Here is a 14,141-nt window from a genome sequence, read left to right as displayed (position 1 = left end):
GACCTCTTCTGGGTTGTCGACACGGAAGGGCCGCTACGCTCCCGCCACGCCCGCCCGGTCGCCCCTGGGGGCGCTCAGGCGGGCGTGGTACGGAGGTCGTCGCGGGCCAAGCCCGGTCCGTTTCGGGTAGGGAAGCGACGCGGCGGGGCCGCCACGCGAACGCGGCGGCCCCGTCGTCGATCAGTACTTACGGTTGGGCAGAGCTTCCTTGGCCTGCTCGGACGTGAAGGTGGTCTCCTCGGTCTCGATCCGAGCAGGCACCTCCTGGCCGGCCTTGACCTTCTTGGCCAGGTCCATCAGCTGCGGGCCGAGCAGTGGGCTGCACTCCGCGATGAAGTTGAACTTCCCGTCGGCGAGAGCCTGCATGCCGTCCTTGACAGCGTCGATCGTGATGATGGTGATGTCCTTGCCGGGCACCTTGCCGGCGGCGGTGATCGCCTCGAGCGCGCCCAGACCCATGTCGTCGTTGTGCGCGAACAGCACGTCGATCTTCGGGTTGGCCTTGAGGAACTGCTCCATGACCTGCTTGCCACCGGCCCGGGTGAAGTCGCCCGTCTGGGAGGCGATGACCTTCAGGTTCGGGTTGGCGGCGATCGCCTCGGCGAAGCCCTTCTTACGGTCGTTCGCTGGTGCCGCGCCCGTGCTGCCCTGCAGCTCGACGATGTTCACCGGACCCGAGGCGGTCTTCTTCTGCTCGACCAGCCACTCACCGGCGAGCCGGCCCTCCTTGACGAAGTCCGAGCCGAGGAAGGTCTTGTACAGCGACTTGTCGGCCGAGTCCACCGAGCGGTCGGTCAGGATGACCGGGATGCCGGCGTCCTTGGCCTCCTTGAGCACGGTGTCCCACCCGGACTCCACCACCGGCGAGAAGGCGATCACGTCGACCTTCTGCTGGATGTAGTTGCGGATCGCCTTGATCTGGTTTTCCTGCTTCTGCTGCGCGTCGTCGAACTTCAGCTCGATTCCGGCTGCCGTGGCGGCCTCCTTGATCGAGATGGTGTTCGCGGTACGCCACCCGCTCTCCGCACCGACCTGGGAGAAGCCCATCGTGATCTTGCCGTCGTCCTTGGTGCCGCCGCCGCCGGTGTCGCTATTGCCGCAGGCCGCCACGCCGCCGACCAGCAGCACGCTGGCGAGGACCGCGGCAGCGCGCCACGGAGCGGACTGCGTTCGCATCTTTCCCATCGAATCTCCTTGGCTGGATGTGGTGGGTAACCGCGCCAACCGCCGAGGTGCGAAAGAGCGGCGTACGCGGGTGGTGCGTGCTGGTGCGTCGTGGTGCAGACCGACGGGTCCCGGGTTATCGGTGCAGGGTCAGGAGCCCGTCGGTGCGACTGGTTGCTGGCCGTAGACGTTCTGGTAGCGGTCGTAGAGCGAGTCGATGTCGGCCTGCGCCATCGGAACCGGCTGCCCGAGGGTGTGGGCCAGGTGCGCGGTACGGGCCACGTCCTCGCACATGACCGCCGCCTTGACCGCTGCGCGGGCGTCGCGGCCGATGGTGAACACGCCGTGGTTGCGCATCAGCACCGCTGGCGAGCGGTGCCCGGAGAGCGTGGCGACGATGCCCTTGCCGATGTCGTCACCACCGATCAGCGCGAACGGCCCGATCGGGATCTCCCCACCGAACTCGTCGGCCTGGGCGGTGAGGTGGCAGGGGATCGACTCCCCACACGCGGCCCAGGCGGTCGCGTACGAGCTGTGCGTGTGCACTACCCCACCGACCTCGGGCATGGCCCGGTAGACGTAGGCGTGGGCGGCGGTGTCGCTGGACGGGGCGAAGTCGCCCTCGACGAGAACACCGTCGAGGTCGCACACCACCATGGTGGCCGCGGTGAGGTCGTCGTAGCTCACCCCACTCGGCTTGATCACCATCAGGTCCTGGCCGGGGACCCGCGCGGAGACGTTGCCGGACGTCCAGGCGACCAGGTTGTACCGGGTCAGCTCGGCGTGCAGGCGGGCGACGGTCTCGCGCAGCTCGGCGATCTGTCGGGTCACCTCGGCGTTCACGCCACCACCTCCAGCGGGGCCTCGTGCGGGGTCGCGGCGGTCTCGACCGCCGCGTTGCGGATCGCCCGCAGCCGGAGCATGACGTCGTTGCCGCCACGTCCGAAGTGGTCGTGCAGCGCCCGGTACTCGGCGTAGAGGGCGTCGTAGGCGCTGGCCCGCTCGGGGTCCGGACGGTAGACGGCCTCGTGCACCCGACCCATGGCCTGCGACGCCTCGTGGATCGAGGGGAACTCACCGGCGGCGACGGCGGCGTGGATCGCCGAGCCGAGCGCCGGCCCCTGCGCCGAGGCGATGATGTTCAGCGGTCGCCTGGTCACGTCGGCGTAGATCTGCATCAGCAGCGCGTTGTTGGTCAGACCACCGGCGATCACCAGGTCGTTCACCGGAACTCCGGCGTCGACGAACGCCTCGATGATCATCCGGGTGCCGTACGCGGTGGACTCCAGCAGGGCCCGGTAGATGTCCGCTGGCCGGGTGGCCAGGGTCATGCCGACGATCATCCCGCTGAGGTCGTGGTTGACAAGCAGGGAACGGTTGCCGTTCCACCAGTCCAAGGCGATCAGGCCGTGCGCACCGACGGGCTGACTCGCGGCCAGCTCGGTGAGGCGCTCGTGCGAGTCGACGCCGGCCGGGGCGGCGTGTTCGACGAACCAGCCGAAGATGTCGCCGACACCGCTCTGCCCAGCCTCGTAACCCCACGCGCCGGGGCTGATGCCGCCATCCACCACACCGCACATGCCGGCCACCTCGGCGACCTCCGCGCCGTTGACGACGTGGCAGGTCGAGGTGCCCATGATGGCGACCAGCCGACCGGGCTGCACCGCCTGCGCGGACGCCGCGGTGACGTGCGCGTCGACGTTGCCGACGGCCACCGCGATCCCCTCCGGCAGGCCGGTCCAGGCGGCGGCCTGGGCGGTGAGCGCACCGGCCCTGGCCCCGAGGGGCAGCAACGGGCCGTCCAGCTTGGCCACGAAGTCGCCGAAGTTGGGGTTGAGCGCGGTCAGGAAGCCCTTGGAGGGGTACTGACCGTCCTGCAGGATGCCCTTGTAGCCGGCCGTGCAGACGTTGCGGGTCTCGGTGCCGCAGAGCTGCCAGACGATCCAGTCGGCCGCCTCGATGAAGCGCTCGGCCCGGTCGTAGACCTCCGGGTCCTCCTCCAGGATCTGCAGGCCCTTGGCGTACTGCCACTCGGCGGAGATCTTGCCGCCGTACCGGCCGATCCACGGCTCGGCCCGCTCATGGGCGAGCGCGTTGATCCGGTCGGCGTGCGGCTGCGCGGCGTGATGCTTCCACAGCTTGACCCAGGCGTGCGGTCGGTCGCGCAGCTCGGGGGTCTCGCACAGCGGGGTGCCATCGGCGAGCGTCGGCAGCACGGTGCAGGCGGTGAAGTCGATGCCTATGCCGACCACCGCCGCCGGGTCCACCCCCGCGGCGGACACCGCCGCCGGGACGGCGTAGCGCAGAACGTCGCGGTAGTCCTGCGGGTTCTGCAGGGCCCAGTCCGGGGGCAGCGTTCGACCTCCCGGAAGCGCCGTGCTGATAACGCCATCGCCGTACTCGTGCACCGCGGTCCCCAACTCGGCACCATCGCCGACACGGACCACCAGAGCTCGCCCGGACAGGGTGCCGTAATCGACACCGACGACGTAGCGGTCGTCAGCTCCGTCCACACGGTTCATGTTCACCTCCACCGTTAACGGGGATAGTGTTAACGCTCACATCCAGGCTCGTCAAGACATCTACCCGCAACAGCTCCGTAACGGAACGCGAAAGGCGCACGGACTCGGGAGGGTAGGTAGCGAACCGGTGCAAACCTCAACATTCGGCCCTCAACTGCGGTAACCATCCGACGAATGAAGCCCGAGTCGGGTACGAGTGCCACCCGGAGACCCGTCGACCGGCGGGTGCGACAGGTCCAGTGCGCCGCACATTGCGACAACGCCGTCCGATAGCGACCACTTCTCCCCCGGCGATGATGGCAGCGATAACATTCCCGTGCCGTCGCGGTCGCGTGCTCGAATCGGCCAGGCAGCCATCGACGACCATGCGCGCTCCTGACTGAGCGCGCCGGAGGGGCGACACACCCGGCGTGAAGCCGGGCGGCAGCCCTGTGTTATCGATAACATTCAACGTCTTGGTGTGCCCGCACCGCCCGGTCGACCCGTGCGCCCAACGGGGCGTCGCGCGGCCCCCGAAGGCAAGATCTACTAGTGCGCGCCGGAGTCGCGGGGTCCGCGGCGGAGTGATCGGCCGACTTCACGAAATCCGAGTCGACCACGCGCCCGCGCCACCGACTCCGCCGCCCCACCACGCGCCCGCGCCACCGACCCCGCCGCCCCACCACGCGCCCGCGCCACCAACTCCGCCGCCCCACCACGCGCCCGCGCCACCGACCTGCCGCCCGATCACACGCTCTCACCGCCGGTCGCACGACGCCACGAGCCGGCGGCCCGACCCCTGTGGGTCGAGCCGCCGGCTCTCCGTTGCGGTGCTGACGAGACGCGCCGGTCGGATCAGGCCGTCCGGTTGCGGTTGTACAGGGCCTTGGCCCACAGGAAGCAGCCCACCGTGATGACGGCACACCAGGCGACCGTGATGATCCCGTTGGCGCCGATCCCGGTACCCAGGAGCAGGCCGCGAAGGGTCTCCATGACGGGCGTGAAGGGCTGGTAGTCGGCGAACACCCGTACGGCGGTCGGCATGGAGTCGGTGGGGACGAACCCGCTGCCGAGGAACGGCAGGAGGATCAGCGGCATGGGCAGGTTGCTGGCCGTCTCGACACTGTCACTGACCAGACCGAGGGCGACGGACAGCCAGGTCAGCGCAAAGGTGATCATGGCGAGGACGCCGATCGCGGCGAGCCATTCGACAGGGTTGGCAGTGGGCCGGAACCCCACCAGCAGCGCCACGACGGTGACGGCCGCGAGGCTGAGCATGGTCTGGACCAGGCTGCCCAGCACGTGACCGGTCAGGACCGACGGTCGAAAGATCGACATCGTGCGGAACCGGGCGATGATCCCCTCGGTCATGTCCATCGCGACCGAGATGGCGGTGCCCTGCGCGGCGCTGACCACTGTGATGAGCAGGATGCCGGGGGTGACGTAGTTGGCGTACTGGGAACGGTCGCCGGACGGGCCGAGGCCGGCGCCGAGCGTGCCGCCGAAGACGTAGACGAAGAGCAGCAGGATGATGATCGGGATGCCGATGAGCAGGAACGTCATCGACGGGTACCGCCGCATGTGCAGCAGGTTACGCCGCAGCATGGTGCTCGAGTCGCGGACGGCGAGGGAGAGGGTGCTCATCGCGCGGGAGCCCTTTCGTGGTCGGGTCGGCTGGCCCGGGTGTCGGGCTGACCGGTGAGGGTGAGGAAGACGTCGTCGAGGTCGGGGGTGTGCACGGAGAGGCCCGCCACGCTGATCGAGGCGCGGTCGAGCTGGTCGAGCAGGGATCGCAGCGACCCGACCCCGCCGTCATTCGGCACCTGGAGGGTGAGCGCCGCGTCGTCCCGGGTGGCGGCCTCGAACGTCCGGGCCGCCGAGTCGAGACCCTCCTGGTCGGCGAACTGCAGGACGACGTGGCCGCCCGGGATGAGCCGCTTGAGTTCGCGCGGCGTGCCCTCGGCGATCAACCGGCCGTGGTCGAGGAACGCCACCCGGTCGGCGAGCTGGTCGGCCTCCTCCAGGTACTGCGTGGTGAGCAGGATGGTCACGCCCTCGGCGGCGAGCGCGCGGATGATGTGCCACATTGCCCGGCGGCTGCGCGGGTCGAGGCCGGTGGTCGGCTCGTCGAGGAAGATGACGCGGGGTTCGCCGACCAGGGTCATCGCGAGGTCGAGCCGACGACGCATGCCGCCGGAGTACGTGGACACCGGCTTGCCCGCCGCGTCGGTCAGGTCGAACTGGTCGAGCAGGTCGGCGATCCGCCGCCGACCGGCGGCCCTCTCCAGGTGACACAGGTCGGCCATCAGGGTCAGGTTCTCCCGACCGGTGAGCAGGCTGTCGACGGCGGAGAACTGACCGGTGACGCCGATCAGCGCGCGTACCGCGTCGGGTTCCCGGGTCAGGTCGTGGCCGAAGACGCGGGCGTCACCGCCGTCGGCGTCGATCAGGGTGGAGAGGATCTGCACTGTGGTGGTCTTGCCGGCGCCGTTCGGACCGAGCAACGCGAAGATGGTGCCCTCGGTGATCATCAGGTCGATGCCGTCCAGCACGACCTTGTCGCCGTAGGACTTGCGCAGGTCGGTGGCGACGATCGCGGGGTTCATGGAGCTGGTCATGGTCTCCTCCTCTGTGGTCGGCGGGGCGGTGGGTCAGGCGCGGCGGATCATGATGTCGCCGTAGGAGGTGTTCGCCCGGACCTCGACCGTCTCGTCGGTCTGCGCCGGGCTGTCGGTCGACTCCAGCGCGTTGTGCACGCGGCCGTGCTTGGAACTGACGTCGAGCCAGGCGGCGGTCCCGCGACGGATGCCGACCTCGATCGCGCCGTAGGAGGTCTGTGCGTCGACAGCGCCGCGGGTGACCTCACCCAGCCGAAGGTTGCCGTAGGCGGTACGCGCCGTCACCGAAGCCTGCGAGGCGTCCACCGTGATGTCGCCGTAGGCAGTGTTGATCCGGACGTCGCCGCCGCTGCGGCCGATCCAGCAGTCGCCGGACGAGTTCTTGATCTCGGCGGTGCCGTCGACCGCGCCGATGCGCACCTTGCCGGACGAGGCCTTCACCCGGGCGGAGCCCAGTACACGCTCGACAGCAACCTCGCCGTGGCTGCTGTCGATCTCCAACGGCCCGGTCTCGTCGAGTCGGATGCCGCTGCCGGTCTTGATCCGACACTCGCCGAGCCGACCCTCGCAGCGGAACGCCGCCCACGCCGCCTCGGCGTACACCCGTGACCCGGTCGGCACCTCGATCTGGACGTCGACCGACGGCCCGGGGCCGAACGCGTAGCGGCGCCAGCTCTTCGGCACCCGGATCACCAGTCGTCCGGCGGCAAACTCGACTGTGCTCTGTTCGGCGGCGCTCACGTCGGCCTTGCTCGACGGGTCGCGGGGCCGCACCGTCACCACGGTGTCGGTGCGGTCGCTCGCGGCGATCCAGGCATCGCCGATCGGCAGCTCGATCTGGACGGAAATCGGTTCTGGCGTCTCGAAAACAGGCATGGTGGTCTCCCGAAAGGTGGTCGGCGGAGGTCGCCGCTGGTCAGCGGCGTGGTGGTGGAAGGGGTACGGGGAGTTAGCGGGCCCAGCCGGTGAAGTGCTGGCCGGAGATCGGCTCCACCCGGCGGGATGGACGGCGCTGCGTGTCGCCCGTCCCGATGGCACCGGCGACGGCGCGCACGAGCCAGGCGTTGACCGACAGCCCGGCGCGGCCGGCGGCGTCCTCGACGCTGGCCTTCAGGTGGTCGGGGAGCCGCAGGTTGATCCGCGAGGTGCCGCCGTCGTCACCGTCGGGCGCGGTCACCGGCACCGACAGCGGTGGCGGGCCACTGGGCTCACTCGCCACCTCGACCGGCGGGCTGGCCGGCGTCACCACGAAGTCGGGCTCGCGCCCGCGCAACCGGACGTGCACCGAACCCGGCGCGAGGTCACGGGTGATCTCGTCGGCCGCGTCGGAGAGCGCTTCGAGCAGGGTGAGACGGGTGGCCGCCTCCAACTGCGCGAAAAGTCGCTCGGCCAGCGCCCGGGCCTCCGGGTCGACGCCCTCAGCGGCCACGGCGAACTCGTCACGCAGGTTCTCGACGTATGACCTCAGTTCCATGGCACCATGATGGCACCACTTTGGCTCACAATGCAACAGACGTGGCTCAGGAAGATGCCGCTACCTGGTTCCGCCGGGGTCAGCCGACTCTGACAGGTCGCCGAAGAGCCTCCGGACCAGATGATTCGCGTCCTCCTGCCTCAGCCCGGTGGCGACCAGGAGGTCACTGACTGTCGTCCGGACCTGCGCCACCACCACCGCGCCGGAGAAGCCGACGCCGTCCCGATAGGCGTGCCCAGCCGTCCGGACCGCCCGCAGCGCCTGCTCGCGGGCCCGGTTCGGCTCGGCGCCGGCGGCGAACTGCCGCTTGAGCAGGCGGACCGCCTCGGCGAGATCGGCCACCGCCGTCGGCAACGACTCCGGCACCGGCTCGCCGTCCTCGATGAGCGACACCGACCGTCGGATCAGGGTGCCGCTGTTGCGCACCGCCCGGTCGATCGGCTCCGCCGCCTGCGCGTAGCGGCCCACCGGCCCACGCCGTTGATGCCAGTACACGGGTGACAGGGTGCTCGCCTCCCGGGCGCCCTGGGTTGCCTCGACGAACGCCTTCAACCGGCCCGCGCTCTGCCGCAGCTCACCCCGGGCGGTACGGGCCCGAGCGGCATCCCGCTCGGTCAGCGCCTCGGCGGTGGCGTCGAGCTGGGTCGCGAGGAGATCCAACGCCGGCCGCGCGGCCCGGTTGAGCACCCGCAGCGGGTTCAACGGCAGCAACACGGCGGTGACCAGCAGCGCCACCCCTCCCCCGATGAGCGCGTCCACGAACCGGGGGATCTCCAGGTCCCGGACGGTCGGGCTGAGCGTGGCGATGAGCACCGCCGTCGCCCCCGCCTGGATGACCACCGCCGCGCTACCCGCGAGGAAGAGCGCGACGACGATGGCCAGCACGACGATCAGGGCGAGTTGCCACCACCCGGTGCCGATCACCAGGAGGAGCAGGTCGCCGATCAGCACTCCGACGGTGACACCGATGATCAGCTCGACGGTGCGACGCAACCGCTGGCCGACTGACGCGGCGAGCGTCGAGACGGCGGAGATCGGCGCGAAGACCGGCTGCGACACATGCAGCAGCGAATGCGCCACCAGCCAGGACAACGCCGCGGCCAGGCCGGCCTGTAGGGCGAGGCCGCCGATGGTTCGGACCCGACGGACCCGGTCGCGCAACGCGACCACCAGGCGGTCCCCCCACCGGGCGACGGTCGACGGGCCCGCGTCCGCTCCGCGCCGACCGGCAGCGACCATGGCGGCACCTACCCCGCCACGACCGGATCAATCATCGCCGGCACGCCGCCGCCGGTCAGGCCATGTCCGGGGACGGTAGCGCCCCGCCGGCCGAGATTGAGGGCAGCCGGATCGGGTAGACCCGGCTCTGCAGCCCCGAGCGTGACGTCGGGCCGGGTCGCGGGACGAGGGCTGCGAGACGCCTCGGGGGGACGTCGGATGGATCAGCGCGGTTGAGCGGGCCGGACGACTCCGGCAACGTCGTTGAGCTGCGGGTGCACGGGGTCTCCGGCGCGAGCGCCGCACAGGTGCTGGACCTGCAACAGATCGGGCAGGTCGCCGGTGACCGCAGTGGCGGGTTCTACCGGCCGCGCCCCCCGTACTCGGACAGCACCGGCGCGAACGGTGTGACGCTTGAGGCGTACCGCTGGGGTGATCTGCCCTCCGGAACCGTGGCCCGCACCCTTGCGGTGGTGTTCCTGCTCCCCTTCATGCTGGTCAACGTCGCGATCTGGATGCGCCCGGCGAACCCCGGGTCGGAGGCGGCGGTCAAGTCCCTGTGCCGGGTGCTGGCGCTCACGCTCACCGTGCTCTACGTGCTCGCCGTCGCCGGTGTCGCCCTGGATCTCGTCGGTTGGCAGTGCCTGGCCTCGCCGGACTGCCACGCCGGACGCAGTTGGTTGTCCTGGCTGAGTGGGCGGCCGGTCGGCCTGCGGTTGGCGGTGCTCGCGCTGGTCCCGGTCGCCGCGATCGGCCTGATCTGGCGGGTCAGCTGCCGTCCGGGGCGGACCTTCGAGGCGTTTCGCGCACCCGACCAGGGCAGCGCCGCGCCCCGGCTCGGCACCGTCGGCCAGTGGGACGCCGAGCCGTTGGTGGGGCGGTTACGCGCCATCCACGTCGCCGCGGCGTTCGCGACGCTGGACCTCGTCCTGCTCCTGGCCCAGGGCGCGAACGACGCGTCAACGGCCACGATCGCGCTGACGGCGATCACGGGGGTGATCCTGACCGGCTGCGTGGGGCTGCTCTGCACACCACCGCTGATGGACCGGTCCCCCGGCGACCGGCGGCTCGACCGGATCACCGGCACCCTCCGGAACGCTGCCATCATCCTGACCGTGGTCGTCGTGGCACACGTGCCGACCAGTTCACGGCCGTGGTCGCAGCAGCACGGGCTTCCCGGCTACGACCGGACCCTGACCGGTCTGTTCGCGGCTCAGACGACACTGTTGGCCGCCCTGGGCGTGGTGCTGCTCTGGCACCGACGCCGGGAACGCGGCGCCACCCCGCTGTTCGGGCTGGGCGCTCTCGTTGTCGTCGCCACCGGGATCAGCATTGCGGTGGCGTACTCCGCCGAGCTGGTCTACCGGGTGGCGGACTTCCTGGATCGCGACGTGCCGACCGAGGAGGGCATCGCCACCGGACCACCTGCGGCCTACACCTGGGCGATCCACGGCTTCTTCCGCGCATTGTTGGGCACCGCGATCGTCGCCGGCCTCGTCATCCTGCTCTCCCGCCGGAGTCGACGCCGGGCCGCGGCGGCGATCGTCGCGCGCGACTTCCCGAACCCGCCGGCCGGGGCAGGACCCCGACTGGGGCAGGTCCGAGACGCGATAGCCCGGGCTCGCTTCACCGAGAAGCTGATGCCGCTGGCAGTGGTCTACAGCTGCCTCGCCGGACTCGGCACGGCCACCACCACGATCGGCCTGCTCGCGCACCTCCCGGGCGACCTCATCGAGCCGAACATCGGGTTGCCGGCGGCGGCGGTCACGTTCACCATCGCGTTCGGTAGCTGGGTGATCGCGGCGATCATCCTCGGTCTGATCATCGGTGGAATCTTCGCGTACCGGACCGAGCCGTACCGCCGACACGTCGGCGTCCTCTGGGACCTCGGCACCTTCTGGCCCCGGGCCGCCCACCCGTTCGCGCCGCCCTGCTACTCGGAACGGGCCGTGCCGGAACTGGCCCGCCGAATCACCTATCTCGTCGAGCGCGGCGACGCGGTGCTGCTCACCGGGCACAGCCACGGCTCGGTTCTGCTCGCCGCCACGGTGCTCCAACTGCCACCGCAGGTCGGTGCCCGGGTCGCCCTGCTCACCCACGGATCCCCGCTGCGCCGCCTCTACGCACGGCTCTTCCCCGCGTACGTCGACGACGCGGCACTGCACGAGATCGGCCGGCGGGTGGGTTGGCGCTGGGTGAACCTGTGGCGCGACACCGACCCCATCGGTGGCTGGATCTTCTCGCCGCATTCCGCACCCGCGCCGGCCACCACCGGCGACCCGGCCGCCGCTGTGGATCGTCGACAGCGTGACCCCTGTGACGTGGTGGCACCCCCAGGGGACAGCGTCGCCCCACCCATCCACGGGCACTGGCCGGGCGAGTCCGACGAGCCGTTCACCGAGGCGGTAGAGGAGTTGGTGCGGCGCCTCGGTGGGCGGGCCGGTCCGCCCGGGACGCCGGGGTAGCGGGCCGGCTCAGTGCCCCCGGCCCGCCCGGGTACGCCAGTCGTCCAGGGCGGTGCCGGCGAGGCGGGCACCGTCGGCCGGGACGAGCGAGCGTTCGCCCAGCTTGGCACCGAAGTACCGGGCGTCGGGGTCGGCCACCACCGACCGACGGTCCTGTGTGTCGGCGAGGAGGGATCGACCCAGTTCGTCGAGGCGGAACTGCTCCGGGCCGGCGACCTCGACCACTGAGTTCGTCGGCGCGCCGAGCGCGACCTCGCAGACCGTGGCCGCGACGTCGTCAGCGGCCATCGGCTGGATGAGCACCGGCGCGAGGTGCACGCTGTCGCCGTCCGTGGCGGTGTCGATGATGCCCTGAAGGAACTCGAAGAACTGGGTGGCGTGCACCACCGAGTACGGAAGTCCGGACGCGACGATGAGCTTCTCCTGGGCGACCTTCGCGCGCATGTACCCGCTGTCCGGGATCCGGTCGCACCCCACGATGGAGAGCGCCACGTAGTGGTTCACCCCGGCGTCCGACGCGGCGGCGAGGAGCGTCCGGGTCGAGGTCTCGAAGAACTCCAGTACGGCGGTGTCCTCGAACGACGGCGAGTTCGACACGTCGACGACGACCTCGGCGTCGGTGAGCGCATCGGCAACTCCCTCGCCGGTCAGGGTGTTCACGCCGGTCTTCGGCGATGCCGGCACCGCCTCGTGGCCCTGGGCGGCGAGGCGGTCCACGAGCTTGGAACCGATGAGGCCGCTGCCCCCGATGACGACGATCTTCATGGTCGCACCACGTCCTGTCTGCACTGGGTTGAATCGTGCTGCCAACCAGTAAGACGGAAAGCGTGCACAGATGCAGGACAATCGCCGGAGAACAGTTCGACGGAGATGAGGAGGTCGACGTGGCAACTGTGTCCCACCCGGTGTTCGCCCGGGTCTACGAGCGGCTCAGCGTCGCCATGGACCGTGCCGGCACGGCGGCGTTCCGGCGGGACCTGGTCGCCGGCCTGTCCGGCCGGGTGATCGAGATCGGCGCGGGCAACGGGCGGATGTTCGCCCACTACCCGCCGGGGGTGACCCAGGTCCTCGCGGTCGAGCCGGAGCGGCGTCTGCGTGCCGCTGCCGAGCGCGCCGCGTCGACCGCGCCGGTCCCGGTCACTGTCGTCGACGGTCTGGCCGAGGCGCTGCCTGTCGGGGACGGCGAGTTCGACGCGGCGGTGGTCGCGTTGGTGTTGTGCACAGTGCCCGATCAGGCGAGCGCGTTGGCCGAGATCAGCCGGGTGCTGCGCCCCACAGGCCAGGTGCGGTTCTTCGAGCACGTGGCCGCCGAGGAGGCCACCGGTCTGCACCGCGCCCAACGACTCCTCGACGCCACGCTGTGGCCGAAGCTGTTCGCCGGCTGCCACACCAACCGCGACACCGTCGCCGCCATCGGCGCGGCCGGCTTCGAGGTGGAGCAGCTGCGCAGGTTCCGTTTTCCGGCCACCAGTAACAGCCCCTCCTCCCCCTGCGTCCTCGGCCGCGCGATCAGGCCGGTCCCGGCCACCCGCCGGTAGGCCGAGGTTCGCTCGACCGCCTGGGCGCACCCGCCCGCCTGTCACGGAAGCGGCGAACACGAACGCGAGGGTCGGTCCAATTCAGATAGATACCCGTCGGCTATTGTCCCGTTTTGCTCTCATTTGAACACCTGACGTGATGTGGTAATCAGCGCGCTTCTCGGCGCGCCATACAGGCCGTATCACGCAGGACGCCACTCGCTGGACGTCTCCTGCGAGTAGTACCCACGGAGGGTGTTCTGTGACAGCTAAACCCAAACACTGGCTACGGCGACGGGTGGTCCTGCCGTCGCTCGCGGCTGGCGCAGCCGCCACAGTGGCAGCCAGCCTGCTGCTCTTCAGCTCGACCGCCGCCAACGCGCAGGAAGCACCGGTCAACCTGGGGACCGCAGCCGACTTCTCCGTCCTGGCCGGAGCGGAGCCGACCAACACCGGCCCCAGCTTCCTGGCCCAGAGCCTCGGGCGGTTCCCCGGAAGCACCGCGTCCGGCTTCGGTACGGCGACCATCGGCGGCGAGGTACACCTCGGCGACGCGGTCGCGCTCCAGGCCCAGAGCGACCTGACCATCGCCTTCAACGACGCCGCCGGCCGGACCCCGTTCACCAACCTCCCGGCGGAGCTGGGTGGCAACACGCTCAACGAAGGGGTCTACCGGATCGGGGCCGCCCAACTGACCGGACCGTTGACGCTCAACGGCCAGGGTGACCCGTCGGCCGTGTTCATCTTCCAGGTCGACTCCTCGCTGACAACGGCGTCGAACAGCAGCGTGGTCCTGATCAATGGGGCTTCGGCCTGCAACGTGTTCTGGAAGATCGGCAGCTCGGCGACGATCGGCACCGGCACCACCTTCGTGGGCACCATCATGGCTCAGGCCGCGATCACGATGGCCACGGGCGCGACCCTGCAGGGCCGCGCGCTGGCGCGCACCGCCGCCGTCACCCTCGACACCAACGTCATCACCGCGCCGATCTGCGCCGGGCCGACGGGCCCGCCCGGACCGACCGGCCCGCCCGGGCCCACCGGTCCGCCCGGCCCGTCCGGTAGCCCCGGCGCACCCGGCAGTCCAGGAGCACCCGGCAGCCCCGGCGCACCCGGTAGCCCCGGCGCACCCGGCCGCCCCGGCGCCCCCGGCAGCCCCGGCCCACCCGCCCCCCCCCGCGACC

At 70.7% G+C, this 14,141-nt stretch carries 12 protein-coding genes; 3 read left to right on the top strand and 9 right to left on the bottom strand.

Annotated features, from left to right (window positions below; all coding sequences use genetic code 11):
* Positions 1 to 180: 180 nt before the first annotated feature.
* The 8 genes from MED01_RS15310 to MED01_RS15275 form a co-directional block, all read right to left on the bottom strand.
* Entirely contained in the window at positions 181 to 1,185 is a 1,005-nt protein-coding gene (locus MED01_RS15310) for an ABC transporter substrate-binding protein (protein ID WP_372493668.1), read from the bottom strand.
* A gap of 129 nt (positions 1,186 to 1,314) precedes the next feature.
* The gene (locus MED01_RS15305; protein WP_238669237.1) at positions 1,315 to 2,007 is read right to left on the bottom strand and encodes an L-ribulose-5-phosphate 4-epimerase; all 693 of its coding nucleotides are present in this window, start codon (positions 2,005 to 2,007) and stop codon (positions 1,315 to 1,317) included.
* The gene (gene araB, locus MED01_RS15300) at positions 2,004 to 3,686 is read right to left on the bottom strand and encodes a ribulokinase (protein WP_238669236.1); all 1,683 of its coding nucleotides are present in this window, start codon (positions 3,684 to 3,686) and stop codon (positions 2,004 to 2,006) included. The genes MED01_RS15305 and araB overlap by 4 nt, the downstream gene beginning before the upstream one ends.
* 834 nt (positions 3,687 to 4,520) lie before the next feature.
* A complete protein-coding gene (locus tag MED01_RS15295; RefSeq protein WP_238669235.1) occupies positions 4,521 to 5,309 on the bottom strand; it encodes an ABC transporter permease in 789 nt (262 codons plus the stop codon).
* Entirely contained in the window at positions 5,306 to 6,283 is a 978-nt protein-coding gene (locus MED01_RS15290; RefSeq protein WP_238669234.1) for an ATP-binding cassette domain-containing protein, read from the bottom strand. Before MED01_RS15290 ends, MED01_RS15295 begins: the two co-directional genes overlap by 4 nt.
* A gap of 33 nt (positions 6,284 to 6,316) precedes the next feature.
* Complete coding sequence (locus MED01_RS15285; RefSeq protein WP_238669233.1) at positions 6,317 to 7,159, bottom strand: DUF4097 family beta strand repeat-containing protein; 843 nt, start codon at positions 7,157 to 7,159, stop codon at positions 6,317 to 6,319.
* Positions 7,160 to 7,232: 73 nt separating this feature from the next.
* A complete protein-coding gene (locus tag MED01_RS15280) occupies positions 7,233 to 7,757 on the bottom strand; it encodes a hypothetical protein (RefSeq protein WP_238669232.1) in 525 nt (174 codons plus the stop codon).
* 60 nt (positions 7,758 to 7,817) lie between these two features.
* Positions 7,818 to 8,996, bottom strand: a complete 1,179-nt coding sequence (locus tag MED01_RS15275; protein ID WP_238669231.1) for an FUSC family protein — start codon at positions 8,994 to 8,996, stop codon at positions 7,818 to 7,820.
* 212 nt (positions 8,997 to 9,208) lie between these two features.
* Here MED01_RS15275 and MED01_RS15270 point away from each other — a divergent pair, with 212 nt between their 5' ends.
* Complete coding sequence (locus tag MED01_RS15270) at positions 9,209 to 11,440, top strand: hypothetical protein (protein ID WP_238669230.1); 2,232 nt, start codon at positions 9,209 to 9,211, stop codon at positions 11,438 to 11,440.
* A 9-nt stretch (positions 11,441 to 11,449) separates the two neighbouring features.
* Here MED01_RS15270 and MED01_RS15265 read toward each other — a convergent pair whose 3' ends face one another.
* A complete protein-coding gene (locus tag MED01_RS15265; protein WP_238669229.1) occupies positions 11,450 to 12,205 on the bottom strand; it encodes an SDR family oxidoreductase in 756 nt (251 codons plus the stop codon).
* Between the two features lie 119 nt (positions 12,206 to 12,324).
* Here MED01_RS15265 and MED01_RS15260 point away from each other — a divergent pair, with 119 nt between their 5' ends.
* Together MED01_RS15260 and MED01_RS15255 are read left to right on the top strand one after the other, a co-directional pair.
* Positions 12,325 to 12,978 carry a class I SAM-dependent methyltransferase gene (locus MED01_RS15260; RefSeq protein WP_238669228.1) on the top strand — a complete coding sequence of 218 codons (654 nt, stop codon included), beginning with the start codon at positions 12,325 to 12,327 and terminating at the stop codon, positions 12,976 to 12,978.
* A gap of 241 nt (positions 12,979 to 13,219) precedes the next feature.
* Positions 13,220 to 14,141, top strand: a 922-nt coding sequence (locus tag MED01_RS15255; protein WP_238669227.1) for an ice-binding family protein, incomplete at its 3' end; no start/stop codon positions are given.

Origin of the sequence: Micromonospora alfalfae (assembly GCF_022230925.1) — a bacterium.
Classification (GTDB): domain Bacteria; phylum Actinomycetota; class Actinomycetes; order Mycobacteriales; family Micromonosporaceae; genus Micromonospora; species Micromonospora alfalfae.
The sequence above is the reverse complement of the archived record's forward strand: the minus strand, read 5'-3'. Positions and strand labels throughout refer to the sequence as shown.

Coding starts and splice junctions, on each gene's coding strand:
- MED01_RS15285 (WP_238669233.1), bottom strand. CDS start 7,159: ATGCCTGTTTTCGAGACGCCAGAACCGATTTCCGTCCAGATCGAGCTG.
- araB (WP_238669236.1), bottom strand. CDS start 3,686: ATGAACCGTGTGGACGGAGCTGACGACCGCTACGTCGTCGGTGTCGAT.
- MED01_RS15280 (WP_238669232.1), bottom strand. CDS start 7,757: ATGGAACTGAGGTCATACGTCGAGAACCTGCGTGACGAGTTCGCCGTG.
- MED01_RS15295 (WP_238669235.1), bottom strand. CDS start 5,309: ATGAGCACCCTCTCCCTCGCCGTCCGCGACTCGAGCACCATGCTGCGG.
- MED01_RS15275 (WP_238669231.1), bottom strand. CDS start 8,996: ATGGTCGCTGCCGGTCGGCGCGGAGCGGACGCGGGCCCGTCGACCGTC.
- MED01_RS15310 (WP_372493668.1), bottom strand. CDS start 1,185: ATGGGAAAGATGCGAACGCAGTCCGCTCCGTGGCGCGCTGCCGCGGTC.
- MED01_RS15290 (WP_238669234.1), bottom strand. CDS start 6,283: ATGACCAGCTCCATGAACCCCGCGATCGTCGCCACCGACCTGCGCAAG.
- MED01_RS15265 (WP_238669229.1), bottom strand. CDS start 12,205: ATGAAGATCGTCGTCATCGGGGGCAGCGGCCTCATCGGTTCCAAGCTC.